At 35.6% G+C, this 26137-nt stretch carries 23 protein-coding genes; 18 read left to right on the top strand and 5 right to left on the bottom strand.

Annotated elements, in window-relative coordinates; all coding sequences use genetic code 11:
* Positions 1–32 precede the first annotated feature (32 nt).
* The 5 genes from purM to CN692_RS05550 all read left to right on the top strand — a co-directional run bounded on the left by purM (position 33) and on the right by CN692_RS05550 (position 5084).
* Complete coding sequence (gene purM / locus CN692_RS05570; RefSeq protein ID WP_098118145.1) at positions 33–1070, top strand: phosphoribosylformylglycinamidine cyclo-ligase; 1038 nt, start codon at positions 33–35, stop codon at positions 1068–1070.
* Positions 1070–1633 carry a phosphoribosylglycinamide formyltransferase gene (gene purN / locus CN692_RS05565; RefSeq protein ID WP_098118144.1) on the top strand — a complete coding sequence of 188 codons (564 nt, stop codon included), beginning with the start codon at positions 1070–1072 and terminating at the stop codon, positions 1631–1633. Before purM ends, purN begins: the two co-directional genes overlap by 1 nt.
* 50 nt (positions 1634–1683) lie before the next feature.
* Positions 1684–3219 carry a bifunctional phosphoribosylaminoimidazolecarboxamide formyltransferase/IMP cyclohydrolase gene (purH, locus tag CN692_RS05560; RefSeq protein WP_098118143.1) on the top strand — a complete coding sequence of 512 codons (1536 nt, stop codon included), beginning with the start codon at positions 1684–1686 and terminating at the stop codon, positions 3217–3219.
* 18 nt (positions 3220–3237) lie between these two features.
* A complete protein-coding gene (gene purD / locus CN692_RS05555) occupies positions 3238–4503 on the top strand; it encodes a phosphoribosylamine--glycine ligase (RefSeq protein ID WP_098118142.1) in 1266 nt (421 codons plus the stop codon).
* Positions 4504–4622: 119 nt separating this feature from the next.
* The gene (locus CN692_RS05550) at positions 4623–5084 is read left to right on the top strand and encodes a hypothetical protein (RefSeq protein ID WP_098118141.1); all 462 of its coding nucleotides are present in this window, start codon (positions 4623–4625) and stop codon (positions 5082–5084) included.
* Positions 5085–5277: 193 nt separating this feature from the next.
* Here the strand turns inward: CN692_RS05550 and CN692_RS05545 are convergent, their stop codons facing one another.
* Complete coding sequence (locus CN692_RS05545; RefSeq protein ID WP_216853967.1) at positions 5278–5535, bottom strand: YgaP family membrane protein; 258 nt, start codon at positions 5533–5535, stop codon at positions 5278–5280.
* 223 nt (positions 5536–5758) lie between these two features.
* On the opposite strand from CN692_RS05545, the gene CN692_RS05540 reads away from it, so the two are divergent.
* The 10 genes from CN692_RS05540 (at position 5759) to gatB (ending at position 19447) form a co-directional block, all read left to right on the top strand.
* Positions 5759–6457, top strand: coding sequence for a heptaprenylglyceryl phosphate synthase (locus CN692_RS05540; protein ID WP_098118139.1), 699 nt, complete (start codon positions 5759–5761; stop codon positions 6455–6457).
* Positions 6457–8634 (top strand): DNA helicase PcrA, encoded by a 2178-nt coding sequence (gene pcrA / locus CN692_RS05535; protein ID WP_098118138.1) that lies wholly within the window; start codon positions 6457–6459, stop codon positions 8632–8634. The genes CN692_RS05540 and pcrA overlap by 1 nt, the downstream gene beginning before the upstream one ends.
* A gap of 15 nt (positions 8635–8649) precedes the next feature.
* Positions 8650–10650 carry an NAD-dependent DNA ligase LigA gene (ligA, locus tag CN692_RS05530; protein ID WP_098118137.1) on the top strand — a complete coding sequence of 667 codons (2001 nt, stop codon included), beginning with the start codon at positions 8650–8652 and terminating at the stop codon, positions 10648–10650.
* A gap of 72 nt (positions 10651–10722) precedes the next feature.
* Positions 10723–11925: a CamS family sex pheromone protein gene (locus tag CN692_RS05525; RefSeq protein WP_098118136.1), complete on the top strand. Its 1203-nt coding sequence runs from the start codon at positions 10723–10725 to the stop codon at positions 11923–11925.
* A gap of 201 nt (positions 11926–12126) precedes the next feature.
* Positions 12127–13674, top strand: coding sequence for an L-glutamate gamma-semialdehyde dehydrogenase (gene pruA, locus CN692_RS05520; RefSeq protein WP_098118135.1), 1548 nt, complete (start codon positions 12127–12129; stop codon positions 13672–13674).
* Between the two features lie 252 nt (positions 13675–13926).
* The gene (locus tag CN692_RS05515) at positions 13927–15129 is read left to right on the top strand and encodes an FtsW/RodA/SpoVE family cell cycle protein (RefSeq protein WP_098118134.1); all 1203 of its coding nucleotides are present in this window, start codon (positions 13927–13929) and stop codon (positions 15127–15129) included.
* Between the two features lie 254 nt (positions 15130–15383).
* A complete protein-coding gene (locus CN692_RS05510; RefSeq protein WP_098118133.1) occupies positions 15384–15908 on the top strand; it encodes a deoxycytidylate deaminase in 525 nt (174 codons plus the stop codon).
* A 333-nt stretch (positions 15909–16241) separates the two neighbouring features.
* Entirely contained in the window at positions 16242–16532 is a 291-nt protein-coding gene (gene gatC / locus CN692_RS05505) for an Asp-tRNA(Asn)/Glu-tRNA(Gln) amidotransferase subunit GatC (protein WP_098118132.1), read from the top strand.
* Between the two features lie 14 nt (positions 16533–16546).
* Positions 16547–18001, top strand: coding sequence for an Asp-tRNA(Asn)/Glu-tRNA(Gln) amidotransferase subunit GatA (gatA, locus tag CN692_RS05500; RefSeq protein WP_098118131.1), 1455 nt, complete (start codon positions 16547–16549; stop codon positions 17999–18001).
* Between the two features lie 15 nt (positions 18002–18016).
* Positions 18017–19447 (top strand): Asp-tRNA(Asn)/Glu-tRNA(Gln) amidotransferase subunit GatB, encoded by a 1431-nt coding sequence (gatB, locus tag CN692_RS05495; RefSeq protein ID WP_098118130.1) that lies wholly within the window; start codon positions 18017–18019, stop codon positions 19445–19447.
* 54 nt (positions 19448–19501) lie between these two features.
* Here the strand turns inward: gatB and CN692_RS05490 are convergent, their stop codons facing one another.
* Positions 19502–19969 carry a formate/nitrite transporter family protein gene (locus tag CN692_RS05490; protein WP_098118129.1) on the bottom strand — a complete coding sequence of 156 codons (468 nt, stop codon included), beginning with the start codon at positions 19967–19969 and terminating at the stop codon, positions 19502–19504.
* Between the two features lie 260 nt (positions 19970–20229).
* Here CN692_RS05490 and CN692_RS05485 point away from each other — a divergent pair, with 260 nt between their 5' ends.
* From CN692_RS05485 to CN692_RS05475, 3 genes are all read left to right on the top strand, one after another.
* A complete protein-coding gene (locus CN692_RS05485) occupies positions 20230–21111 on the top strand; it encodes a diacylglycerol kinase (RefSeq protein WP_098118128.1) in 882 nt (293 codons plus the stop codon).
* Between the two features lie 111 nt (positions 21112–21222).
* Complete coding sequence (rlmD, locus tag CN692_RS05480) at positions 21223–22605, top strand: 23S rRNA (uracil(1939)-C(5))-methyltransferase RlmD (RefSeq protein ID WP_098118127.1); 1383 nt, start codon at positions 21223–21225, stop codon at positions 22603–22605.
* 107 nt (positions 22606–22712) lie between these two features.
* Entirely contained in the window at positions 22713–23930 is a 1218-nt protein-coding gene (locus tag CN692_RS05475; protein ID WP_098118126.1) for a translocation protein TolB, read from the top strand.
* A 231-nt stretch (positions 23931–24161) separates the two neighbouring features.
* On the opposite strand, the gene CN692_RS05470 is transcribed toward CN692_RS05475, so the two are convergent.
* The 3 genes from CN692_RS05470 to CN692_RS05460 all read right to left on the bottom strand — a co-directional run bounded on the left by CN692_RS05470 (position 24162) and on the right by CN692_RS05460 (position 25578).
* The gene (locus tag CN692_RS05470) at positions 24162–24359 is read right to left on the bottom strand and encodes a hypothetical protein (RefSeq protein WP_098118125.1); all 198 of its coding nucleotides are present in this window, start codon (positions 24357–24359) and stop codon (positions 24162–24164) included.
* A 117-nt stretch (positions 24360–24476) separates the two neighbouring features.
* A complete protein-coding gene (locus CN692_RS05465) occupies positions 24477–24692 on the bottom strand; it encodes a hypothetical protein (protein ID WP_098118124.1) in 216 nt (71 codons plus the stop codon).
* 277 nt (positions 24693–24969) lie between these two features.
* Positions 24970–25578: a hypothetical protein gene (locus tag CN692_RS05460; RefSeq protein WP_142317499.1), complete on the bottom strand. Its 609-nt coding sequence runs from the start codon at positions 25576–25578 to the stop codon at positions 24970–24972.
* Positions 25579–26137: the final 559 nt, after the last annotated feature.

Raw genomic sequence — 26137 nt, 5'->3', positions numbered from 1 at the left:
TATTCATAAGGAACGGAAGGGGAAATCATCACATGGCGAATGCATATAAACAAGCTGGAGTAGATATCGAAGCTGGCTATGAAGCAGTGAACAGAATGAAAAAACACGTTCAAAAAACAATGCGTCAAGAAGTTCTTGGTGGATTAGGAGGATTTGGAGGGATGTTTGATCTTTCTAAATTCAACTATAAAGAACCAGTTCTTGTATCAGGGACAGATGGAGTAGGAACAAAATTAAAATTAGCTTTCCAAATGGACCGTCACGATACGATTGGCATTGATGCAGTCGCGATGTGTGTGAATGATATTGTGGTTCAAGGAGCAGAGCCTTTATTTTTCCTAGATTATTTAGCAGTTGGTAAAGCTGTACCTGAACGAATTGAGCATATTGTTAAAGGTGTATCAGACGGTTGTATTCAAGCAGGTTGCTCTTTAATTGGAGGAGAAACAGCAGAAATGCCTGGTTTCTACCCAGAAGATGAATATGATATTGCTGGTTTTGCAGTAGGAATCGCTGACAAGTCAAAGCTTGTAACAGGATTAAACATTAAAGAAGGAGATATCTTATTAGGAATCTCATCAAATGGTATTCATAGTAATGGATATTCTCTAGTTCGTAAAGTTTTACTAGAAAAAGGTGGCTTAACGCTTGATCAACACATTAATCAATTAGGTCATACATTAGGCGAAGAATTGCTACGCCCAACAAAAATCTATGTAAAACCGATTTTAAACGTTCTTAAAAAGACTGAAGTAAAAGGTATGGCTCATATAACTGGTGGCGGATTTATTGAAAATATCCCTAGAATGTTACCAGAAGGAATCGGTGCTGAAATTGATTACGGTTCATGGCCAATCCAACCAATCTTTGATTTATTAGAAGAGATTGGTGAATTGAAACGTGAAGAAATGTTTAATATTTTCAATATGGGTATCGGTATGGTTTTAGCTGTTAGCGAAGAGAACCTACATGAAATTATTAATCTATTAGAAGAAGACGGAGAAAAAGTATTCATTATTGGAAGAACAACATCAGGTGAAGGTGTTACCTTTGGTGGAGGTTCTCTGTAATGAAGAAGATTGCCGTATTTGCTTCAGGAAATGGAAGTAATTTTCAAGCTATTCTTGATGCAACTTTAAGCGGAGAATTGAATGCTGAAGTGAAATTACTTGTTTGCGATCGTCCAAACGCATATTGTATCGAGCGAGCAAATCAAGCAAATATTCCTTCGTTTAACTTTACTGCGAAAGATTATGAATCAAAGGAGCAATATGAAGGTAAGATTATTGCCCATCTTAAAGAGTTAAATGTCGAATTTATCGTGTTAGCTGGCTATATGAGACTGATTGGGTCGACAATTTTAGACTCATTTCCCGGGAAAATCGTAAATATTCATCCTTCATTTCTACCATTATTTCCTGGAAAAGACGCAATCGGTCAAGCTCTCCTAGCTGGTGTCGAATCGACTGGTGTAACAGTTCATTATGTCGATGAAGGTATGGATACCGGGCCAATTATAGCGCAAGAGGAAATTCTTATTGAAAAGGGAGACTCTAAAGAGTCTCTTGAACAGAAGGTCCATAATGTCGAGCACGTTTTATATGTAAAAACATTAAATAAATTATTTAGTTAACTAGATTAAGATAAAGAGCATGAAATCGATTAGATAGGGGTATGTAGATCATGAAAAAACGAGCTTTAGTTAGCGTTTCAGATAAACAAGGGATTATTGAATTTGTAAGTGGATTAATTAAACATGACTTTGAAGTTATTTCAACAGGTGGAACGTTTAATTTATTAAAAGATGCTGGATTAAATGTAATTGGTATTTCAGAAGTAACTAACTTTCCAGAAATTATGGATGGTCGTGTAAAAACATTACATCCTTCAATTCATGGTGGTTTACTTGGCGTTCGTTCAAACGAAGAACATATGCGTCAAATGAATGAACTAGGTATTCAACCAATTGATTTAGTTTGTGTGAACTTATACCCATTTAAAGAAACAATCATGAAGCCTGATGTTACATTTGAAGATGCGATTGAAAATATCGATATCGGTGGTCCTACAATGCTTCGTTCAGCAGCTAAAAATCATGAGTTTGTATCTGTAGTAGTAGACCCAACAGATTATGATGTAATTTTAGCTGAGTTAGCTGAAAATAATACAGTTTCTATTGAAACGAATCGTAGATTAGCTGCTAAAGTTTTCCGTCACACTGCAGCTTATGACTCATTAATTTCTAATTATTTAACAGAGCAAGTAGGAGAAGAAAATCCTGAAAGCTATACAGTTACTTATGAATCAAAACAATCTTTACGCTATGGTGAAAATCCTCACCAAAAAGCTACATTCTATCGTTCACCTATGCCAACAGCTTCATCGATTGCTTATGCTGAACAATTACATGGTAAAGAGCTTTCTTATAATAATATAAACGATGCAAATGAAGCATTAAATATCGTACGTGAGTTTTCAAATCCTGCAGTTGTTGCTGTTAAACATATGAACCCTTGCGGAGTTGGCGAAGGAACTACAGTTGAAGAAGCTTATGATCGTGCTTATACTGCAGATCCAGTTTCTATATTTGGTGGAATTATCGCAACAAACCGTGAAGTTGATGCTGCTACAGCTAAGAAAATGCATGAATTATTCTTAGAAATAATCATCGCTCCTTCATTTACTGAAGAGGCTTTAGAAATCTTAACGAGCAAAAAGAATTTACGTTTATTAACAGTAGACTTAGATACTAAACCAACATTTGCGCCTAAATTAACAACCGTTCATGGTGGTTTATTACGTCAAGATATGGATACGTTCGGTTTAGATGAGGCAACTATTACAATCCCTACAAAACGTCAACCAACTGAAGAAGAGTGGGAGAATTTAAAATTAGGATGGAAAGTTGTAAAGCATGTTAAATCAAATGCGATTGTTTTAGCTAAAGATCATATGACAGTTGGAGTTGGTGCAGGTCAAATGAACCGCGTTGGAGCGGCAAAAATTGCGATCGAGCAAGCTGGTGAAAAATCAAATGGTGCTGCATTAGCTTCAGATGCATTTTTCCCAATGAATGATACTGTAGAAGCAGCGGCTAAAGCTGGAATTACAGCAATTATTCAACCAGGTGGATCAATCAAGGACGAAGATTCAATTAAAAAAGCTGATGAATATGGAATTGCAATGGTCTTTACAGGGGTTCGTCACTTTAAACATTAAGAAATAGGAGATGACAAGATGAAAGTATTAGTCATTGGTCGCGGAGGCCGTGAGCATACAATTGCTTGGAAAGTAAATCAATCGGAGAATGTAACGGATGTATTTGTTGCTCCAGGAAACGATGGAATGATTGATGTTGCAACACTTGTCAATATTGATGAAAGTGACAATGAAGCACTTATTGCATTTGCAAAAAAGGAAGAAATTGATTTAACAATCGTTGGTCCGGAAGTTCCTTTAATGAACGGAATTGTAAATGAATTTCGAGCTGCTAACTTAAAAGTATTTGGTCCAACTAAGGAAGCGGCAATTATTGAAGGAAGTAAAAGCTTTACAAAGGATTTAATGAAGAAATACGCTATTCCAACAGCGGCTTATGAAACGTTTACGGACTATGAAGAAGCGAAAGCATATGTTGAAAAGATTGGTGCACCAATCGTTATTAAGGCTGATGGATTGGCAGCGGGTAAAGGCGTAGTAGTTGCGATGACGATTGAAGAAGCAATTGTAAGTCTTCACGATATGCTACTTGATGAAAAGTACGGTGACGCAAGTGCTTCAGTAGTCATTGAAGAATTTTTAGAGGGCGAAGAGTTCTCATTAATGTCTTTCGTAAATGGAAATAAGGTTTACCCTATGGTAATCGCGCAGGACCATAAACGTGCTTATGACGGAGATAAGGGGCCTAACACAGGTGGTATGGGGGCTTATTCACCAGTACCTCAAATCCCTGAAGCAATTGTTGAACAATCATTAAACGAAATAGTGTTACCAGTTGCAGAAGCAATGATTTCTGAAGGAAGACACTTTACTGGTATCCTGTATGCAGGTTTAATGTTAACAAGCCAAGGACCTAAAGTTATCGAATTTAATGCACGATTTGGTGATCCAGAGACTGAAGTTGTATTACCTCGTTTAGAGAGTGATTTAGCTGAAGTAATGTTAGCAATTTTAAACGAAGAAGAAATCAACTTAGAATGGTCAAAAGAAGCTGTTGTTGGAGTTGTACTTGCTGCAAATGGATATCCAGAAGTTCCTGAAAAAGGTGCTGTTATCAATGGATTAAAAAATGTAACTGATGAGACAATGGTTTTCCACGCAGGTACAAAGCTTGAAAATAATGAATTCGTAACAAATGGTGGAAGAGTACTAATTATTGCACATAAAGGCAGCTCAATAAATGAAGCTTGCGAAAATGTGTATAAACAAATTGATACGATTCAATCAACTGGTTTATTCTATCGCCATGATATTGGGCATAAAGCAATTAAAGTTAATAGTTAATCAGAAAGGGTCGTCAGCTTTGACGACTCTTTTTGACTGCTGATCGTAGCTAATTTTCAAACGATCATCCTTGTATACTAAGAGATAGAAAAGAAAAATAAGAAAACGAGGGACAAGTAATGAAACGGCACCATACGCTACTCATCATAATTCTTACTGCAATACTCGCACTAACTGGGTGCAGCAAGCACATCACGTTCTCCGCTTACGCTCAAGACGAACGAGTACATTCCATCGAGAAAACATTCGCGAAAGCGTATAAACAAGCGAAGTTTGAAGGTGTGGCTGACGCCTACACCCTTCAAAAAGAAAACGATCGCCTTGTCGTAGAGACCGTCCTAAAAGACACCGGTGAACTCAAGCCACTGCGCATGTTACTCGTGTTCGACAAAGTACACGCGAAATTGCATCGTGATTACGACGTACACGTTCGGATCGTGAAATCGATGGATTACGGGCTATGCACGAAAACGTTTAAAGACGATGGCAGCGTACGCGGCGCTTGGTACAACAAATGTACGGTGATGCTTGATGAAAACTATCACGTGAACAACATGGGCACAAAAAGCATCAAAGAGTAGAAGAAAATGGACGAAATGACAGTGATTTGAACAGACACAATAGCAATTCAAGAAAACAAAAAACCCGCTAGGAATGTTAATCTTTCCTCGCGGGTTTTTACAAATTTTTTGAGATAACCTATTTTTCTCCTTAAAACGAGAACTAACGTTCTGTTTTATCTATACAATCAACCGTAGATTTGATAAACTACTTTTATGAAGGTTGAATGCAGTCTTCGAATGAATCTTCCTCATCGTGTTTTTCTGCCATAATCATACATTTTTTGCCGAGAGCAGTCATTGGGCAAAAACGTAAAATTCCTTCAGCAACTTTCATGGCACCAACTATTATCAAAATGATGACAGAATTACTACATCTTCTGCGTGTGAGCTTTGCTGTGCCATAAGCTAAAATTGTTAAGCCAGCAGTTATACGTATGAGTGCGTTTATAGTGCTAATATTTGGTCTCAACAGTAACTCCCCTTATAATAAGTATCAGTGACTAAATCACTCTTTACCATTTTTCCCTTAAAATGTTGCAATATCATAGGAAACAATTAGCAGTAATGACTTATGTTGGGGAGGAAGGGTTACTTTTCCTTTTTAATTAAGATACAATACATTTATATTTTTGATGAAAATTAGTTTATATATAGAGTTAAACTTAGGTTAAAAAACAATTCCGGAGGACAAAATGTACGATTATTCACAATGGAATCACATATTTAAATTAGATCCAAATAAAGATATCTCAGACGACGACTTAGAAAAGATTTGTGAGTCAGGAACGGATGCAATATTAGTTGGTGGTACTGACGACGTAACGCTAGATGATACGTTATCATTATTAGTCAGAATTAGACGTTATGCGGTGCCTTGTATTTTAGAAGTTTCAAATCTTGAAGCAGTAACCCCGGGTTATGATTTTTACTTTATCCCGACTGTTTTGAATAGTAATGACCCGAAATGGATTGTTGGGATGCATCAACAGGCAATGAAAGAATTTGCTCATTTAGTTCATGCTGAAGAACTTGTGATGGAAGGTTATTGTATTTTAAATGAAGACTGTAAGGCCGCTAAGCTTACAAGTGCAGTGACGGATTTATCGGTAGAAGATGTTGTGGCATACGCAGAAGTTTCTGAGCAATTATTAAAATTACCGATATTTTATTTAGAATATAGTGGGACTTACGGTTCTGTAGAGGTTGTAAAAGAAGTATCAAACGTATTAAATAATACGAAACTATTCTACGGTGGAGGGATTTCTTCAACCGAGCAAGCGACCGAGATGAAACAATACGCAGATACAATTGTTGTTGGGAACATTATATATGAAAACTTACAAGTGGCTTTATTAACTGTGAAAGCTGCGAAAGAAGGAGCGACAAAGTAATGAAAACAGCAGAAGAATTATTGCAAGGCTTAAATCCAATGCAAAAAGAAGCCGTAAAGACGGTGGATGGTCCTTTATTAATTATGGCCGGTGCAGGCTCAGGGAAAACGCGAGTACTAACGCATCGTATTGCATATTTGCTAGGAGAAAAAGGCGTCGCTCCTTGGAATATACTAGCAATTACATTTACAAACAAAGCAGCAAGAGAGATGCAAGAGCGTGTATTTAACCTAGTTGGAAAAGACGCAGAAGACATTTGGATTTCAACATTCCACTCAATGTGTGTACGAATTCTCCGTCGAGATATTGATCGAATCGGTTTTAATAGAAGCTTTTCGATTTTAGACACAACAGACCAATTAACAGTAATAAAAAACATTCTTAAAGAGAAGAACTTAGATTCAAAAAAATTTGAACCTCGTAGCATTTTAGGCTCAATAAGCAGTGCGAAAAATGAATTACAAACAGCTGCTGAGTATTCAAAAAATGCTTTTACTCCTTTTGAAAAAATCGTTGGAGAAATTTATGCTTCTTATCAAGATCGACTACGAAAAAATCATTCGTTAGACTTCGATGACTTAATTATGATGACCATTAATTTATTTGAACGCGTTCCTGAAGTATTGCAATATTATCAAAGAAAGTTTCAATATATCCATGTGGATGAGTATCAAGATACAAACCATGCTCAATATAAAATTGTAAAAATGCTTGCTGAGCAATTTAAAAATATATGTGTAGTTGGTGATTCAGACCAATCTATTTATCGTTGGCGTGGGGCGGATATTTCTAATATCCTTTCATTCGAAAAGGATTATGAAAAAGCACAAGTCATTCTGTTAGAACAAAATTATCGTTCGACTCAAACGATTCTTGATGCAGCGAACGCGGTTATTACAAATAACTCAAATCGTAAAGCAAAAAAACTTTGGACAGAAAATGGACAAGGAAATCCAATTCATTATTTTAGAGCTGCCTCTGAACAAGATGAAGGATATTTCGTAGCTGGGAAACTAGCACAATGGAAAAAAGAAGGAATTCAACAATATGGTGATTGTGCAATTCTTTATCGTACGAATGCTCAATCACGTGCAATGGAGGAAGTTTTAGTTAAATCTAATATTCCTTACAAAATGGTCGGCGGAGTTAAGTTCTATGATCGTAAAGAAATTAAGGATATACTTGCTTACTTAAGATTCATTGCAAATCCGAATGATGAGATTAGTTTTTCCAGAGTTATTAATGTGCCAAAACGCGGTGTAGGTGCAGCGTCTGTTGATAAAATTATTAACTATAGCATAATGAATGACTTATCTTTATCTGATACTTTAGAGCAAATCGATTTCGTTGGTTTGAGTGGTAAAATTACGAAAGCAATTGGAGATTTCCACACGATGACGAAAAACTGGCAACAAATGCTAGATTATTTATCAGTAACAGAACTAGTTGAAGAAGTTCTTGATAAAACTGGCTATATCCAAATGTTAAAAGATGAAAATACAATAGAATCTGCTTCAAGAATTGAAAATATTGAAGAGTTTTTAACAGTTACAAATGCTTTTGAAGAAAGCAGTGAAGATAAAAGTCTTGTTTCATTCTTAACTGATTTAGCGCTTGTTTCAGATATTGATCAAGCCGATAAGGATGAGTCACAAGCCGACGAAGTTATACTAATGACACTTCATTCAGCTAAGGGATTAGAGTTCCCGATAGTCTTTTTAATCGGTTTGGAAGAAGGAATTTTCCCACATAGCCGTTCTTTAATGGATGAAGAAGAGATGGAAGAAGAAAGAAGATTAGCATACGTAGGTATAACGCGTGCGGAAAAGAATTTATATATTACAAATGCACAAACACGTACACTTTATGGTCGCACTAGTGTAAACCAAGAATCTCGTTTTATTAATGAAATACCTGAAGAACTATTAGATCGTGCAAATAAGAAGGTTGTTAATGAGAGACGAGCTGTTTCAAGACCTGCAGTAGCCATGAAAACAACTGGTGGCGAGTCACTCGGTTGGAGAGTTGGAGATAAAGCTTCTCATGGTAAATGGGGAATTGGTACAGTTGTAAGTGTAAAAGGAGAAGGCGAAGCAATGGAATTGGATATTGCTTTCCCAAGCCCGGTTGGTATAAAGCGTTTATTAGCAAAATTTGCTCCAATTACGAAAGCATAGAAGGGATGGTAGCTCATGGATCAAAAAATCATTGATAAAGTTGAGGAACTAAGAACAAAATTAAATCAATACAACTATGAGTATTACGTATTAGATCAGCCTTCAGTGCCAGATGCCGAATATGACTTAGTATTACATGAATTAATTGGATTAGAGGAACAATATCCTGAAATTTTAACGCCGGATTCTCCTTCTCAACGTGTTGGTGGACAGGCAATTGATCTATTTGAAAAAGTCGTTCATAGTCATCCAATGTTAAGCTTAGGTAATGCGTTTAATGAAGGTGATTTAAAGGATTTCGATCAAAGAATTAGACAGGATACACAAATAGTATCTTATGTTTGTGAATTGAAAATAGATGGTTTAGCAGTTTCATTACAATATGAAAATGGATTGTTTGTTAAAGGTGCAACTCGTGGAGACGGTACAGTAGGAGAAGATATTACTCATAACTTAAAGACGATTAAAGCCATTCCTTTAAGACTTTCTGAACCAATCACAATCGAAGCTCGTGGTGAGGCATTCATGCCAAAAGCTAGCTTTGAAAAGGTAAATGAATTACGCGAGAAAAATGGAGAAGAATTATTTGCCAATCCAAGAAATGCAGCGGCAGGTTCACTTCGCCAGTTAGATCCTAAAATTGTTGCAAAGAGGGATTTATCATTTTTTGTTTACGGATTTCCTACGGCAGCAGAATTTTCAATTGAAAAACATAGTGAAGCATTAGATTATTTACAAAAGCTAGGATTTAAAACAAATACATTCCGTAAAACTTGTCATACAATTGATGAAGTAATTGAATATGTTGAGGAATGGAAAGAAAAACGACCATCATTACCTTATGAAATAGATGGAATCGTTATAAAAGTGGATGAATATAGTACCCAGAATAAATTAGGATCAACGGCTAAAGTGCCGAGATGGGCTATTGCATTCAAGTTCCCAGCTGAAGAGGTAGTTACAAAGTTAGTAGATATCGAATTAAGTGTAGGGCGTACAGGAGTAGTGACACCAACTGCTATATTAGAGCCAGTTCGAGTTGCAGGTACGGTCGTTAAGCGCGCATCGCTCCATAATGAAGATTTAATTAAGGAAAAAGACATTCGAATTGGCGACACAGTTGTTATTCGTAAGGCGGGAGACATTATTCCAGAAGTAGTAAATGTGTTATTAGATCGCCGTACTGGTGACGAGCAGCCTTTTGAAATGCCAACTCACTGTCCTTCATGTGATCATGACTTAATAAGGGTACCAGGTGAAGTTGCACTGCGTTGTGTAAACCCGTTTTGCCCTTCTCAGATTCGTGAAGGATTAATTCATTTTGCGTCTCGAGATGCTATGAATATTGAAGGCTTAGGAGAGCGAGTAGTCGCTCAATTATTCGATGCAAACTTAATTAAAACTTTTACAGATCTTTATCTTCTTACAAAAGAACAGTTATTGGCATTGGAACGATTTGGAGAAAAGTCAGCGGATAAATTAATATCTGCAATACAAACTTCAAAAGATAATTCACTTGAAAAACTATTGTTCGGATTAGGGATTCGCCATGTTGGAGCTAAGGCAGCAAAAACGTTGGCTCAGCATTTCCAAACAATCAATCATATTATGGAAGCCTCAGTTGAAGAATTAACAGGAATTAATGAAATTGGTTCAAAGATGGCGCAGTCAATTAGTGATTATTTTTCACAAGACGAAGTAAAAGAACTAATTTCAACATTTAAATCTGTTGGCGTAAATACTGAATATAAAGGAATTCAAGTAGAAAATATCAATATGGATTCTCTTTTTGCTGGTAAAACAGTAGTATTAACTGGTAAGCTAGAACAGATGACTAGAAGTGAAGCTAAAAAGCAATTAGAAGCGCTTGGTGCGAAAGTTGCTGGAAGTGTTAGTAAGAGCACTGATTTAGTCATTGCGGGTGAGGCAGCTGGTTCGAAATTAGATGCTGCTCGTAAATTAAATATCGAGGTTTGGGATGAAGAGAGAATGATTAAAGAGCTTCAACCACAATAAACCTTTCAATCAACTAGAGGGCGGACAGTTAGGATTAGTTCGTTCACTTAATAAATAGAAGGTGTGAGTTAGATGAAGAAACGTATAGGAATGCTCCTATGTTGTTTTACGCTCATCTTATCTGGCTGTTCATTAACGATTAAGAATGAAGATAAGGTTGTACAAGAAAACAATAATAAAAAAGGGGAAGATGCGATTATACCCCGATATTCAATTTCAAATGATTACTACAAGACAATACTTCCGTTTAAACCTAGTACAACAAGAGGTGCTGTCGTTGCAAATATCGATAATAGATTAGATATTAATGAATTTGAATTAGGTTTAATGCGACTTGTACAAGAGCAGTATTCAACAAAAGATTATTTGTATCAAGAAGGTCAATTACTAAGTAAAGAAACAGTGGTATCTTGGTTGAATAGGAAATATACTCCTGCTCAATTTAAAGAAAAGCAAAATGCACTTAAAGCTGCAAATTTAAATCCAAAATCGATTACGAATGACGGATTGAATCCGATTCAAAATGATTCTAAAAATTTAAGTGCAGATCAAAAAGCAGAGCAAGCTCCGATCTATTTAAACCATATTTTAGAGCAGGATTATCTAAAAAAAGATGGAAAAGAAGTTAAAGTTGAAGGAATAGCAATCGGTTTAGCGATGAACTCTGTCTATTACTATCAAGAAGAGCATGGCTACCCAAGAGAACTTAAAATTTCACAAGAAGATATGTTAAAGCAAGGAAAAGCAATCGCTCAAGAAATTTTAACTCGAGTTCGCAAAATGGATGCATTTAAAAATATTCCAATTACATTTGCTATTTTCCGCCAGCAAAGTCAATCTTCTGTTGTACCAGGGAATTACGTTGCAATGACTTCAGTCTCAGGAAATGACTTCTCGATTAGCAATTGGGATAAAATTAATGAAAAATATTATTTATTCCCATCAGCTGCTGCAACTGCAGATTATCGTGATGATGCAATGAAAATGGTCAACTTTAAATCAGATATAGAAAATTATTTTCCGAATTATACGGGTGTTGTAGGCACTGGTTTTTATAAGGATAATGAATTAATACAACTAAAAATTGATATACCTATGCAATTCTATGGTAAGGCAGAAGTCATAGCTTTTACACAATATGTAGCAGGACTTATGATGGACCATTTCCCTTCATACTTAAAGGTTGAGACGAATATATTCTCATCAAATGGGCAGGAAGCTCTCATTGTAAAAGATGTAGATGCAAAGGAACCTAGTGTGCATATTTATGATTAAAGGAAGAGAGCTACTCTTCCTTTTTTTCTATTTATGGGAAGAATCTGTAAGCGTTTCATATTTGAAGAATATATAGGAATAATGTATTATGTAATTGTGAGTTTTTTATTCAGTAGTTATTCTACTAGCAATTGACTGAAAACTTTGATATAAAAACGTTTACAGTTATTGCTATTTTTAATTTAAAGGGGGATTTATTCAATGGTTATACCTTACAAACATGAGCCATTTACTAATTTTGGCCTAGAGGAAAATCAAGAACAATACAAACAAGGATTAGCAACAGTTTCATCTTACTTAGGTGAAAAATATCCGCTAATCATTGGTGGAGAGCGTATCTTTACAGAAGAGCAAATCGTATCTGTAAATCCTTCAAATCATAAAGAAGTAATCGGTACTGTATCTAAAGCAAGCCGCGACTTAGCTGAAAAAGCTATGCAAATTGCTGATACAACATTTAATACATGGAAAAAAGTTAAACCTGAAGTTCGTGCTGATATTTTATTCCGTGCGGCTGCAATTATTCGCCGTCGTAAACACGAATTCTCAGCTTTATTAACAAAAGAAGCTGGTAAGCCTTGGAACGAAGCAGATGCTGATACAGCTGAAGCAATCGATTTCTTAGAATTCTACGCTCGTCAAATGTTACAATTAAAAGACGGAATTCCTGTTGAAAGCCGTCCTGGTGAATATAACCGTTTCAACTACATTCCATTAGGAGTTGGTGTTGTAATCTCTCCTTGGAACTTCCCATTTGCAATCATGGCTGGAACAACTGTAGCTGCTGTAGTAACAGGTAACACTGTACTATTAAAACCAGCAAGTACAACTCCAGTAGTTGCTTACAAATTCTTAGAAGTATTAGAAGAAGCTGGATTACCAGCAGGCGTTGTAAACTTCGTACCAGGAAGTGGCGCTGAAGTTGGTGACTATTTAGTAGATCACCCACGTACTCGTTTCATCAGCTTCACAGGTTCTAAAGAAGTTGGTATCCGTATTTATGAGCGTGCTGCAAAAGTTAACCCAGGTCAAATCTGGTTAAAACGTGTTATCGCTGAAATGGGCGGAAAAGATACAATGGTAGTTGATAAAGAAGCTGATTTAGAATTAGCTGCTAAATCAATCGTTACATCTGCATTCGGTTTCTCTGGTCAAAAATGTTCAGCTTGTTCTCGTGCAGTAATTCACCAAGATGTGTATGATCAAGTTCTTGCTCGTGCAATCGAATTAACTAACGAATTAACACTTGGAAACCCAGAAGATCGTACAAATTACATGGGTCCAGTTAATGACCAAGCTGCTTTCAACAAAGTAATGAGCTACGTACAAATCGGACGTGAAGAAGGCCGTGTAGTAACAGGTGGAGAAGGAGACGATTCTACTGGTTGGTTCATCAAACCAACAATCGTTGCTGACGTTGCTGAAGATGCTCGTTTAATGAAAGAAGAAATCTTTGGACCAGTTGTAGCATTCTGTAAAGCTAACGACTTTGATCACGCTTTAGAAATTGCTAACAACACAGAATACGGTTTAACAGGTGCTGTTATCTCTAACAACCGTGCAAACATCGAAAAAGCACGCGAAGATTTCCACGCTGGTAACTTATACTTCAACCGTGGATGTACTGGTGCGATCGTTGGTTACCAACCATTTGGTGGATTCAACATGTCAGGTACTGACTCTAAAGCAGGCGGACCAGACTACTTAGTTCTTCACATGCAAGGTAAAACAACTTCAGAAATGCTTTAATAAATAAGAAAGGCTTGTCTTTTGGACAACCCTTAATAAGAAACCCACAAAGAAAATTAATTTTCTTTGTGGGTTTCTTTGTGTTTATATCATCATTAATCAAAAAACTTAGGTTAAATAACTCTTGTCCATAGTATGTCTAAATATGGAATATTTTTCAAAACATGCTGTTGTTCCGTAGTAAATATAATCAAGCCATTAGTATAATGGGTGAAAGGAATTTAATAAAAGTAAGATTAGAGGACTTTGAGTATGAATCCTAAAAATGATTTCTTTAAATTCTACGACTTTATTATGTTATTTTTAATTTTTTGTCTCATGATTACGAGTATTGTTTCAATCTATTCGGCTAGTAAAAGTGGACAATATCAGGGAGGTTTTGTAGTAAGGCAAAGTGTCTTTTATTTTATTGGACTTACAATATCAATAATCGTTGCGACAATTGATATTGATCGAATAAAAAGGGCCAACTGGATTATATATGGAATTTGTGTTTTGCTATTAATCGTTTTAATGTTTGCTCCCGAAAGTATTGCAAAACCAAAGAATGGAGCAAAGGCATGGTTTCAGCTACCGATTATTGGTTCATTACAACCTTCAGAATTTATGAAAATTAGCCTGATATTAAGTATTAGTGCATTGGTCGACCAGCATTATAAGATATTTCCAATCAATAATATAAAAAGCGATTTACTTTTGCTAGGGAAAATCGCACTTATTTCGTTGCCACCTGCTCTAATTGTTCTGAAACAACCCGACACTGGAATGACTATTATTTTTCTAGTCATTATTTTCTCCATCGTATTATGCTCCAAGATTAAAGCTTCAATCGTTGTATGTTTACTTTCAATTCCTGCGCTTATGGTATCTACTCTTTTGGTTATCATAATTAAATTTCCAATATATTTTGAAGAAAGAATTCTATCCTTATTAATGCCCCATCAAAGAAGTAGAATTACAGGCTGGTTGGATCCATTTGCAAATAGTGATGCAGGGTTTCAAACAAAACAAGGATTACTTGCAATTGGAACTGGTCAATTTTCAGGAAAAGGATACTTAAATGGAACTGTCTACATTCCAGAAGCACATACCGATTTTATTTTTGCGAATATAGGTGAAGATTTCGGTTTCATTGGAGGAGCTGTAGTCATAACTTTATTTTTTCTATTCTTAAGTAGAATCATTAATATTGCACTAGCTGCTTTAAAAAATACTAATAATTTATTTGGTTCAATGATCTGCGTTGGTACGATATCTGTCTTAGCGTTTCAAATCTTTCAGAATATAGGAATGACAATCGGCTTGCTACCGGTAACAGGTATTACACTCCCATTTATTAGCTATGGTGGTAGTTCATTACTATCAAATATGATCTTAATAGGAATAGTACAATCGGTTAGAAATTCTTATAGTGGATACATATTCTATAATCAAGCAGAAGGTAAATATGGATAAAGAAATTTTTCGAGAGAGAATGAGAATCTTATTATACATAGCAATTGGTATATTTTTGATTATCATTTTAAAACTGTTGTACCTTATAATTACGCGATAATTATTTTTTAAATAATTAAATATGAAAAAAATCACATTTAAGTTTTTTATAAAATGGGAGAAGAGCGTAAAACTTAATTTCCAACTAAGCCCTTCTCCATATTATTATGCTATAATTTTAAATAGACTTTTAGTGAACAGAGAGAAGGGATACCATGCAAATTTTACAGAAAATTATTCAATTAGTAGATTCAATTCCTTTAGGGAGTCGTGATGATTGGGACTCTTATTTTTTAGGACAAGCATTTATAACTTCTCTTCGTTCAACTTGTGGAAGTAGAAGAGTCGGAGCAGTTATTGTAAGTGATAATAGAATCATTGCTTCTGGGTATAATGGATATCCAAAGGGAGCTAAGCATTGCATTGATGGTGGATGCCCACGCTTTGCTGCTCGTCAAGAAGGGATATTAGATAGTGGTAAATACTCAGATGAGTATCCATGTGATGCTTTCCATGCTGAAGAGAACGCAATTTATCAATTAGTCCAATCGGGAATTCAAAAAACGAAAGGTGACAATTGGACAATATATTGTACAACTGCGCCGTGTAGGGCTTGCGCGAAAATGATCAATGGAGCGGGTATTACTAGGGTTGTTTATAATGTAGGTTATCCGGATGATTATTCGATTGAGTATTTTAAAAAATATGGAGTTGAATTAACAAGAATTCCTACCGAATAATAGAAGATTCAATTTTAAACAAACGTTTGATTTATTTTAAATTGAAATGGTGAGTTTGATTTAATAGTTTCAGTGTATAAAAATATTTGATTTCAGACTGATTGAAGATGTTTGTCTTTCGAAATAGAGTATCGGACGGGGAGCAGAGTGATTTTAGAGGTATTGAACATTGCTTATTCCGGCGAAACTAAGATGAAAGAGACCGTCTTTTTGCCAGTCTGAAATTTTTTTAATTATTTTAGTTGGATTTTAGTGGAATGTTGCCCGACACATGGGAAATTTGGTATTATCAGTATATTGTATGTTGTGCGAATAATATGGAGGTGCAAATAAATGTCAAAAATTACAATGGAGCAAGTTAAGCACGTTGCTCATTTAGCGCGTTTAGCGGTGACTGAGGAAGAAGCAGAGAAGTTTTCAAAACAGCTTGGGGCAATTTTAGATTTTGCTGAGCAGTTAGGTGAACTTGATACAACAAATGTGAAACCAACTACACATGTTCTAAAAATGCGTAATGTATTACGTAAAGATGAGCCAGGTACAGGTTTACCAATTGAAGAGGTATTGAAAAATGCACCAGACCACAAAGATGGACAAGTTAAAGTGCCGTCAATATTGGATTAAGGAGGGAAATTAGAATGTCATTATTTGAATATACAGTTTCAGAATTACATAGCAAATTAAAAACAAAAGAGATTAAAGTAGAAGAATTAGTAAATGAATCTTATGAGCGAATCTCTGCAGTAGATGGCGAAGTAAAATCATTTTTAACTTTAAATGAAGAGCAAGCGCGTCTTCAAGCGAAAGCTCTTGATGAAAAACCTTGGGATGAGTCTCGTGGAATTCTTGCTGGTATGCCTATTGGTGTAAAAGATAATATTGTTACGAAAGGTCTTCGTACTACTTGTGCGAGTAAAATCCTTGAGAACTTCAATCCAATATATGATGCGACAGTTGTAACGAAATTAGCAAAAGCTGAAAGCATCACGATCGGAAAATTAAATATGGATGAATTTGCAATGGGTTCATCAAATGAAAATTCTGCGTTCGGTGGCACTCGCAACCCTTGGAATACGGATTATGTTCCAGGAGGAAGTAGTGGTGGTTCTGCAGCTTCAGTTGCTGCAGGAGAAGTATTATTCTCTTTAGGTTCTGATACAGGTGGTTCAATCCGTCAACCAGCGTCATTCTGTGGTGTTGTTGGTTTAAAACCTACATATGGTCGTGTATCTCGTTCTGGTTTAGTAGCATTTGCTTCTTCTTTAGATCAAATCGGACCAATCACTAGAAATGTAGAAGATAATGCATTATTATTACAAGCTATTTCTGGATTAGATGCAAGTGACTCTACTTCAGCAAATGTAGAAGTTCCTTCATTTGTTCAAAGCTTAACAGGTGATGTAAAAGGTCTTCGAATTGCTGTACCTAAAGAATATTTAGGTGAAGGAGTAGGAGAAGAAGCCCGTGCATCTGTAATGGCTGCTTTAAACCTATTAGAAAGCTTAGGCGCAACTTGGGAAGAGGTTTCATTACCACATTCTAAATATGCATTAGCTACATATTATTTAATTTCTTCATCAGAAGCATCAGCTAACTTAGCTCGTTTTGACGGTATACGTTACGGTCACCGTGCAGCGGATGTAGAGAACTTGATTGATCTTTATAAGAAAACAAGAGCTGAAGGCTTTGGTGATGAAGTGAAGCGTCGTATCATGTTAGGTACTTATGCATTAAGTTCTGGTTACTATGATGCTTATTATAAAAAAGCTCAACAAGTACGTACATTAATCAAAGAGGATTTCGAGAAAGTATTTGAAAACTATGATGTTATTATTGGACCAACTACGCCAACTCCTGCATTTAAAGTAGGCGAAAAAGTAAGCGATCCAATGACAATGTACGCAAATGATATTTTAACAATTCCGATTAACTTAGCGGGTGTTCCTGCAATTTCTGTTCCTTGTGGTTTCCATAATGGTTTACCATTAGGCTTACAAATTATCGGTAAACATTTTGATGAGTCTACGATTTACAAAGTTGCTCATGCATACGAGCAAGCAACAGACTTTACAAAACAAAGACCACAACTATAAGGAGGCGCGGGAAAGATGAATTTTGAAACGATAATCGGTTTAGAAGTGCACGTAGAATTAAAAACAAAATCAAAAATCTTCTCACCAAGCCCTAATGCGTTTGGTGCAGATCCAAATACAAACACTGGTGTAATCGACTTAGGATACCCTGGTGTGTTACCAGTATTAAATGAAGAAGCAGTTAACTTTGGGATGAGAGCTGCAATGGCATTAAATTGTGAAATTGCAACAGAAACAAAGTTTGATCGTAAAAACTATTTCTATCCTGATAATCCAAAGGCATATCAAATTTCTCAATTTGATAAACCAATTGGTGAGAACGGATGGATTGAAATTGAAGTAGATGGTAAAAAGAAACGTATCGGTATAACTCGTGTTCATTTAGAAGAGGATGCTGGAAAGTTAAATCATACTGATCAAGGTTATTCATTAGTAGACTTTAACCGTCAAGGTACACCACTAATTGAAATCGTTTCTGAGCCGGACATGCGTACACCAGAAGAGGCATATGCTTATCTTGAAAAATTAAAAGCAATTATTCAATTCTCTGGAGTTTCTGATGTAAAGATGGAAGAAGGTTCATTACGTTGTGATGCGAACATTTCATTACGTCCATTTGGTCAAGAAGAATTCGGTACAAAAGCTGAATTAAAGAACTTAAACTCATTCGCTTTCGTTCAAAAAGGATTAGAGCATGAGCAAGTTCGTCAAGAGAAAGTGTTATTATCTGGTGGTGTAATCCAACAAGAAACACGTCGTTACGATGAATCAACAAAAACGACAATTCTAATGCGTGTTAAAGAAGGATCGGATGATTACCGTTACTTCCCAGAGCCAGATTTAGTAGAGTTATACATTGATGATGAGTGGAAAGAGCGTGTACGTCAAAGTATTCCTGAGCTTCCAGATGTTCGTCAAAAACGTTATGTTGAACAATTAGGTTTACCATCTTATGATGCAATGGTATTAACATTAACAAAAGAAATGTCTGATTTCTTTGATACAACAGTTAATAATGGAGCAGACGCGAAGTTAACATCTAACTGGTTAATGGGTGAAGTATCAGCATACTTGAACAAATCTCAAAAAGAATTACATGATGTTGCTTTAACACCAGAAAACTTAGCAAGCATGATTAAATTAATTTCAGATGGTACGATTTCATCTAAAATTGCTAAAAAAGTTTTCACTGAGTTAATTGAAAATGGTGGAGATGCAAATGAAATTGTAAAAGCTAAAGGATTAGTTCAGTTATCTGATGAAGGCGCTCTACGTACAATCGTAATCGAAACGTTAGATGCAAACCCACAATCAATTGAAGACTTTAAAAACGGTAAGGATCGTGCAATTGGCTTCTTAGTCGGTCAAATGATGAAAGCGACTAAAGGTCAAGCGAACCCACCATTATTAAATAAGATCTTAATGGAAGAAATTCAAAAAAGATAAGACTCTATAAAAAAACTACGAGCTATAAGCAGCTCGTAGTTTTTTTGTAGTTCATTAAAATGACTCGATTAAATGATTGGCTTGTTGGTGCATGCAAGTGGAGATCCACTTTACTGTTGGATCATTATATAATCCAGTTAAATGGATTAATAAAGCAAAGCAAACTGCACCTAATATATTTCCTATGTAGGTCGTAAGCCATATAAGAATCACTTCTGGCCATTTTATTTTTCCTTTAATGGCAGTATAGGCAAAATAAAATATGTTTCCTAAGAATAGGTCAGCTCCACCGTAGGCAATGAGGAGAATGGCTACAGCAAATGTTATGGCAGCCAAAGGGTATGCAAATGGTGAGTGGTCGGTATTAAATAAATGGCCAGATTTAAATGCTACGATAATGCCGAATCCTATGAACATACTAGCCATTGTTGATCTAAATAAAAAACGAAAAATGCTTTCACGGTAAACCTTTAGTTTCTTTAGTGCTAGATACTCCACGTTTAGTAATGGTTTGTTTTCCAAATTATCAATCCTTAATTCTACTTTAATGTATTTATTATCAATTTGTACTATAATGATTAAGTTGTTCAAAAAGAATGGAAAATATAGCAAAGAATTGAATGTAATATAAATTTAATACAATAACGTAAGTACAATATGTGTTTGAACCTGCTTTATAAAGGGAAAAATAGATAAGTAAAATGGAAAAAGTTTACTACAAAATCTTTTTAGGGTAGGATAGAAAGTAGAGAACTTAAATAAATTAAGTAGGATGGTTAACGATGAAGCGTGCTAGAATTATCTATAACCCTACTTCAGGTCGTGAAGTTTTTAAGAAAAAGCTTCCTGATGTTTTGCAATTGTTTGAGCAAGCAGGATTTGAAACCTCTTGCCATGCAACAACTGGTGCAGGTGATGCGACAATCGCAGCAAGAGAAGCATGTGAACGTAAATTTGATTTAGTTGTAGCTTGCGGTGGAGATGGAACACTAAATGAAGTCATTAGTGGTTTAGCAGAACAAGAGTATCGACCAAAGTTAGGATTAATCCCAGTTGGGACAACAAATGATTTTGCTAGAGCAATTGGCGTCAATGTTTCAATTATGGAAGCAGCTGAAGTCATAACAAACGGGCAAACTGTGCCACTTGATATTGGAAGAGTTGCTGGAAAATATTTTGTAAATATTTTAGCTGCCGGTAAAATTACAGAATTAACATATGAAGTACCTAGCAAACTAAAAACAATGTTAGGACAACTAGCATATTATTTAAAAGGTATTGAAATGTTACCAAGAGTTAAGCCCACTCATTTAAAAATTGAGTATGATGGAAAAGTTTTCGATGATGAAGCATTTTTGTTCTTATTATCGAATACAAATTCAGTTGGTGGATTTGAGAAAATTGCACCTGAGGCAAGTATTAATGATGGACAATTTGATTTATTAGTCTTAAAGAAATCAAATATAGCCGAAATTATAAGAGTATGTGCTCAGCTATTAAGAGGTCAGCATGTACAAAATGAACACGTTCTTTATACTAGAGCAAGTCATTTGAAGATTATGTCTGATGAAAAACTACTATTAAATATTGATGGTGAATATGGTGGAGAAACTCCATGTACAGTAGATATGCTTTACAACCACCTAGAAATCTATGTACCATAATAAGTGAAATAGTAGTAAATACTAGTAAAAAGTAACCACGGTAGTTAACGTGGTTATTTATTTTGTATAATAAATAAATGGTTATAAAAGCTTGAAAGGTAGGTAAAGGACTTGTCGAAAAGAGTGTTACCTGTAGAAAAAAATCAATTTATAGATGTTGAATTTATCGATTTAACTCATGAAGGACATGGTGTAGCAAAGGTAGATGGATATCCAATATTTGTACCAAACGCGCTACCAGGAGAAAAAGCACAAATTAAAGTGATAAAAACAAGTAAAGGCTTTGGATTCGGTAAAGTGACCGAATTCCAACAAGAAAGTGATGTTCGAGTTGAACCAATTTGTTCAATCTATCACCAATGCGGGGGCTGTCAAACTCAACATATGAGCTACGAAGGCCAGCTTGCAGCGAAACATAAACAAGTAGTAGAAGTAGTAAAACGAATTGGTAAACTTGACGATGTCATAATTCATCCAGTTCTAGGAATGGAAAATCCATGGAGTTATCGAAATAAAGCACAGGTTCCGGTAGGGGAACTAGAAGGCGGCCTAGTAGTAGGTTTCTATCAAAAGAGAAGTCATGAAATCATTCCAATGAATGAATGCCACATTCAAGGTAAAGAAAATGACGAAATGATTCAAGGTGTTAAAGATCTTTGTGATGAATTAAAAATTGAGCCATACGACGAAATAAACCATAAAGGTCAATTACGTCACATTATGGCACGTTACGGATACTACACAAATGAATCGATGCTTGTTCTTGTTACAAAGAAAGCTAACTTTCCTAAAAAAGATGAACTAGTAGCTAGAATCGTTGAGAAATATCCTACGATTACAAGCATTATTCAAAACGTAAATAATGAAAAAACAAATGTGATTCTTGGAAATCAAACGTTTGTTTTATATGGAAGTGAAACAATTAAAGATAAAATCGGTGACATTACTTTTGAAATTTCAGCTCGATCTTTCTATCAAGTAAACCCGACGCAAACGAAAGTCTTATATGATAAAGCGCTTGAGTATGCAAATCTTAATGGAGATGAAACTGTTATCGACGCATATTGCGGAATCGGATCAATCTCTTTATTCTTAGCCCAAAAAGCTAAAAAGGTATACGGAGTAGAAATAGTACCAGAAGCAATTGAAGATGCGAAACGCAATGCAATGATTAATGACATGACAAATGTTGAGTTTGAAGTAGGTAAAGCTGAAGAAGTGATACCAAATTGGTATAAGCAAGGGATCTCAGCGGAAGTACTTGTAGTAGACCCTCCAAGAAAGGGCTGTGACGAGGCTTTGCTGAATACGATCATTGATATGAAACCAAGCAAAGTAGTGTACGTATCATGTAACCCAGCAACTCTAGCAAGAGATTTACGTGTGCTTGAAGATGGTGGTTATAAGACGTTAGAAATACAGCCTGTTGATATGTTTCCGCATACTAGTCATGTGGAGTGTGTGGCTGAGCTTGTATTAAAAGGAGGCAACTAACCCTTGTGGTTGGTGCCTTTTTTTGTTCTTCTAGAGGATTTACGAAAATGTAATGAATACGTATCGCGGTATTCTATATGGTCATCCTAAAAGAAGGAGGGATAATCTTGTTATTTCGGATATTATTACTGCTAATATTATTTAGTTATAAATTATCTTCAATTGCCAGTGCAGAAGCACCACTTACTGCTGCATTTATCCGTGACCACCAATTATGGATAAAAAGGGGAAATCAAGAAATACAACTTACACAGAATCGATATGTGTATAATCTGCAATGGTCATATGACGGTCGGTTTATTGGATATATCGATGGTGATGAGAAGGGAGAAAAAACGGATTTATATATTTATGATACAAAAGAAAAAGAAAGCTACCAACCTTATATAAGGGTCGTAACCTCTGACTTTAAATGGTCACCGATCAATAATCAACTAGCTTACAATGATCAAGGTATCTTAAACGTTACTCATATAAAGAATGGTCGCCCACAGGGGTTTGAAAATGTCTCACTTGGGGTTAGTGGTTTTGAATGGTTTCCGAACGGGAAAGAATTTATCGTTGCTTCACAATCCAGCTTACGTCCTACTGGATGGGGTCCAATCCCAATTTATAGAATTCCAGTAGATGCAAACCTTGCTAAAGATAAAATAAAGCCTTTTTATACTATTCAAACTAAAGAGCCTGATTTGTTTGGGATTGATGCTAATTATTTTAAGTGGAGTTCTGATGGGAAGTGGGTTAGCTTTTTAATTACTCCTACAGCTGCCTGGTCAGCGGATAGCAATACGTTATGTGTCTTATCATCACAAGGAAAACACTTTCAATCAGTGGGAAAAATGTTAGAGTATAAAGACTGGTTTAAGTGGGCTCCACTAGCCAATCAATTGGCCTATATTTCAGGAGAAGGAAGATTTTTCGTTGAAAACAAGAAAATGACGATTGCCGATATCCCGACATCTAAACAACAAAAGGAATACACACCAAAAGGATATGTAGACATCGATCTGGAATGGTACTCTAAAGATTTGGTAGTTGTGGCTCGTTCGAAAGAAAACAAGGAGTGGAAAGAAGGACCTGTACCAACTATGTTCACATCACTTTATGCTATAAACATAAGAACAGGAGAGCAACAACAAATCTCTTTTCCAAGGAAGAATGAACTTGATGAAGATCCTCAAAAAGTTAAATCTTATCTTTCTTTTTTTCGAAGGAAGGCAGAGGAGTTTAAGGGAGATGTATGGATGAAAGATGGAATAACTGGGAAAGAACATTTATGGATTAAGAACGTTGATTCAGCTCCAGTCTTTTATGATCCGAAATAAGCAAACAAAAGTCCTTAGAAATACTCAATGGATTATCCAACTGAGCGGCCGATTAATTGAATAAAAAAGGGAACTTCGTTTAACGCGAAGTTCTTTTTTTCTGTATGCAACGAACAAATTCGTTAGTTGAATTAGATTGTAGAATCTAATCTTTCAGAATCATTATTAACCGTCTAACACAAAAAGAAAACCTTTATTTAATTGGTGTTAATATAAATTTTATTTTAAGATTTAGAAGTAGTTTATAAAAAACTCAATAAAAAATCTTATTGGCTTTCTAGATTTATAAAATAACCCTATACCAAATAGTAGGACACCGACGATCGGTAACCACAACCCTAATGTATCATCAAATTTAAAAACTAATTCAATTGTGAAGATGACTACCCCTAATATCAAAAATACAATATTTGTTATTAAACCTTTCACAGTTTCCCCTCCTTTTTAAATGTTTTACCATAAAATACCAATTATTTATTGAGCTATACTGCCATTTTGTTGTATAAGAAAAATCGGTCTCCTATTGAAGAATCGCATTAGTCAGTTCTATAACTCTTTTTGTTTCTTTCTTATTTTAATTGCTAAAGATACACTACATATTCCTGAAATAAACTGTGTAATAAATTGGAACCAAACAAATTTATAGTTAGTTCCATTTCCAATAGGACCAACTTTCGGTGTATATGCGTAATACAAAGTCCAAAAAGACAATAACAATAAAAAAATTCCACACATTAATGAAATCCAAATCCATTTACTCATTTGAACCTCCAAAGAAAAGCTTTAATTTTAGTATTTAAATCCAATTATTTCTATTCTAGAATTTATATTTAATACCTTTTTCTTTATTCAACTATTCAGCCGGTTTGTTCAATAAAAAACGAGCCAATTTTATGACTCGTGATCTTCAACATACGCATGCGTTAGTTGAATAAGGAAATTCAGTTTATTTCTATTTTTAAATTGCAACTTTGTTCACCCACTCTGTACGACGCTTCGTTCTTTACACGCGGACGAAGCGCAGCGAGGAGTGCGTGCCTTATTGGATCATCGATTTGCCAAAATCCTCGTCACTGTAACGAACGAACGTGATCTTGCCGTCTTCATTGACGTTAAAGCGTCCTGTTACGTCAAACGTTTGATCATCCTTACCACTTTTTTTGGCAACAAATGTGACGGTGTAATCATACGCACCTTTTTCTCCTTTTACGGCATTTACTTTCGCATCTTTGTACGCTAAGGTGTACCCATTTTTGTGCGCATCAAACGTGAAGCGTAGTGCGTGTGCCGCAACAAACGATTCGAACGATTTTTCCGTAAAATACGCCTTGTACTCTTTATTCGTGTACGCTTCGATGCCTGCAGGTGGATTTTGTGACTCCAGTGCTTTCTTTAGTTCAGCATCCGGACCAGTTGTCTGCTTTTTTAACACCGTTTTGATCATCGCAATGTTCGGATCCACCGTTTTCTTTTTCGTTGTGTCGTTTGATGTACAACCTGCTAAAGCTAATATGGCAACTAACAAGATACTCAGTAAAATTCGACTTTTTTTCATCGCTATACTCTCTCCCTTCGCTATGCTCGCTCGCTCCGCTCTTCGTTTCATTCTTTCGTCATTCCACTCTGTTTTCACGGGCGGACGAAGCAAAGCAAGAGCACGTCGAGGAGCACTTTCCAATATTTTCTAGTTACTTATAGTATTCGTCCTTTTGTTCATTTATCCCTTCTTCGCTACACTCGGCACATAGGAATTTAGATAATACTTATTCAACTAACCTGTCAGTTAGTTGAATAAGAAAACTTATAAACTACTTTGAGCCTTTTAATAAAAGGGTGTTTTTGTTGAAGCGTATTAACCGAAAATGAAATGCTAGGTTGATTAAGGTGACCAAGCATTATTCATAAACCCACCACAATCTATTGTATTGTAAATTACAGTCCACAAATGTTGAGTGCGTTGCAGAACTTGTTTTGAAACTAGATAATATAAAATAAAAGGCAGTGAAAATTAGTTCGTTGCCTTTTTCTTCTTTTAAGAGATTCGCCAAATTGAAGTGTTTGGGTCAGGTTTTTAGATTTTAGGATTCAAAAATTTTTATTCCTTCTATTTTTTCAGAATTCATCCTTCTATTTCCAAAAAGTTTAATCTTCATAAATAAAAAAGTAAGATTTCGGGGATATTTACCACTATGGACTATTTTTCGAGT

Origin of the sequence: Bacillus sp. AFS002410, from assembly GCF_002556365.1 — a bacterium.
Lineage (GTDB): Bacteria > Bacillota > Bacilli > Bacillales > Bacillaceae_G > Gottfriedia.
Note: the sequence above shows the minus strand (reverse complement) of the source record. Positions and strands in the feature narration are given on the sequence as shown.

Excerpts from the sequence above, each read along its gene's own strand:
- purM (WP_098118145.1), top strand. The coding sequence starts at position 33 with ATGGCGAATGCATATAAACAAGCTGGAGTAGATATCGAAGCTGGCTAT.
- purN (WP_098118144.1), top strand. The coding sequence starts at position 1,070 with ATGAAGAAGATTGCCGTATTTGCTTCAGGAAATGGAAGTAATTTTCAA.
- purH (WP_098118143.1), top strand. The coding sequence starts at position 1,684 with ATGAAAAAACGAGCTTTAGTTAGCGTTTCAGATAAACAAGGGATTATT.
- purD (WP_098118142.1), top strand. The coding sequence starts at position 3,238 with ATGAAAGTATTAGTCATTGGTCGCGGAGGCCGTGAGCATACAATTGCT.
- CN692_RS05550 (WP_098118141.1), top strand. The coding sequence starts at position 4,623 with ATGAAACGGCACCATACGCTACTCATCATAATTCTTACTGCAATACTC.
- CN692_RS05540 (WP_098118139.1), top strand. The coding sequence starts at position 5,759 with ATGTACGATTATTCACAATGGAATCACATATTTAAATTAGATCCAAAT.
- pcrA (WP_098118138.1), top strand. The coding sequence starts at position 6,457 with ATGAAAACAGCAGAAGAATTATTGCAAGGCTTAAATCCAATGCAAAAA.
- ligA (WP_098118137.1), top strand. The coding sequence starts at position 8,650 with ATGGATCAAAAAATCATTGATAAAGTTGAGGAACTAAGAACAAAATTA.
- CN692_RS05525 (WP_098118136.1), top strand. The coding sequence starts at position 10,723 with ATGAAGAAACGTATAGGAATGCTCCTATGTTGTTTTACGCTCATCTTA.
- pruA (WP_098118135.1), top strand. The coding sequence starts at position 12,127 with ATGGTTATACCTTACAAACATGAGCCATTTACTAATTTTGGCCTAGAG.
- CN692_RS05515 (WP_098118134.1), top strand. The coding sequence starts at position 13,927 with ATGAATCCTAAAAATGATTTCTTTAAATTCTACGACTTTATTATGTTA.
- CN692_RS05510 (WP_098118133.1), top strand. The coding sequence starts at position 15,384 with ATGCAAATTTTACAGAAAATTATTCAATTAGTAGATTCAATTCCTTTA.
- gatC (WP_098118132.1), top strand. The coding sequence starts at position 16,242 with ATGTCAAAAATTACAATGGAGCAAGTTAAGCACGTTGCTCATTTAGCG.
- gatA (WP_098118131.1), top strand. The coding sequence starts at position 16,547 with ATGTCATTATTTGAATATACAGTTTCAGAATTACATAGCAAATTAAAA.
- gatB (WP_098118130.1), top strand. The coding sequence starts at position 18,017 with ATGAATTTTGAAACGATAATCGGTTTAGAAGTGCACGTAGAATTAAAA.
- CN692_RS05485 (WP_098118128.1), top strand. The coding sequence starts at position 20,230 with ATGAAGCGTGCTAGAATTATCTATAACCCTACTTCAGGTCGTGAAGTT.
- CN692_RS05465 (WP_098118124.1), bottom strand. The coding sequence starts at position 24,692 with ATGAGTAAATGGATTTGGATTTCATTAATGTGTGGAATTTTTTTATTG.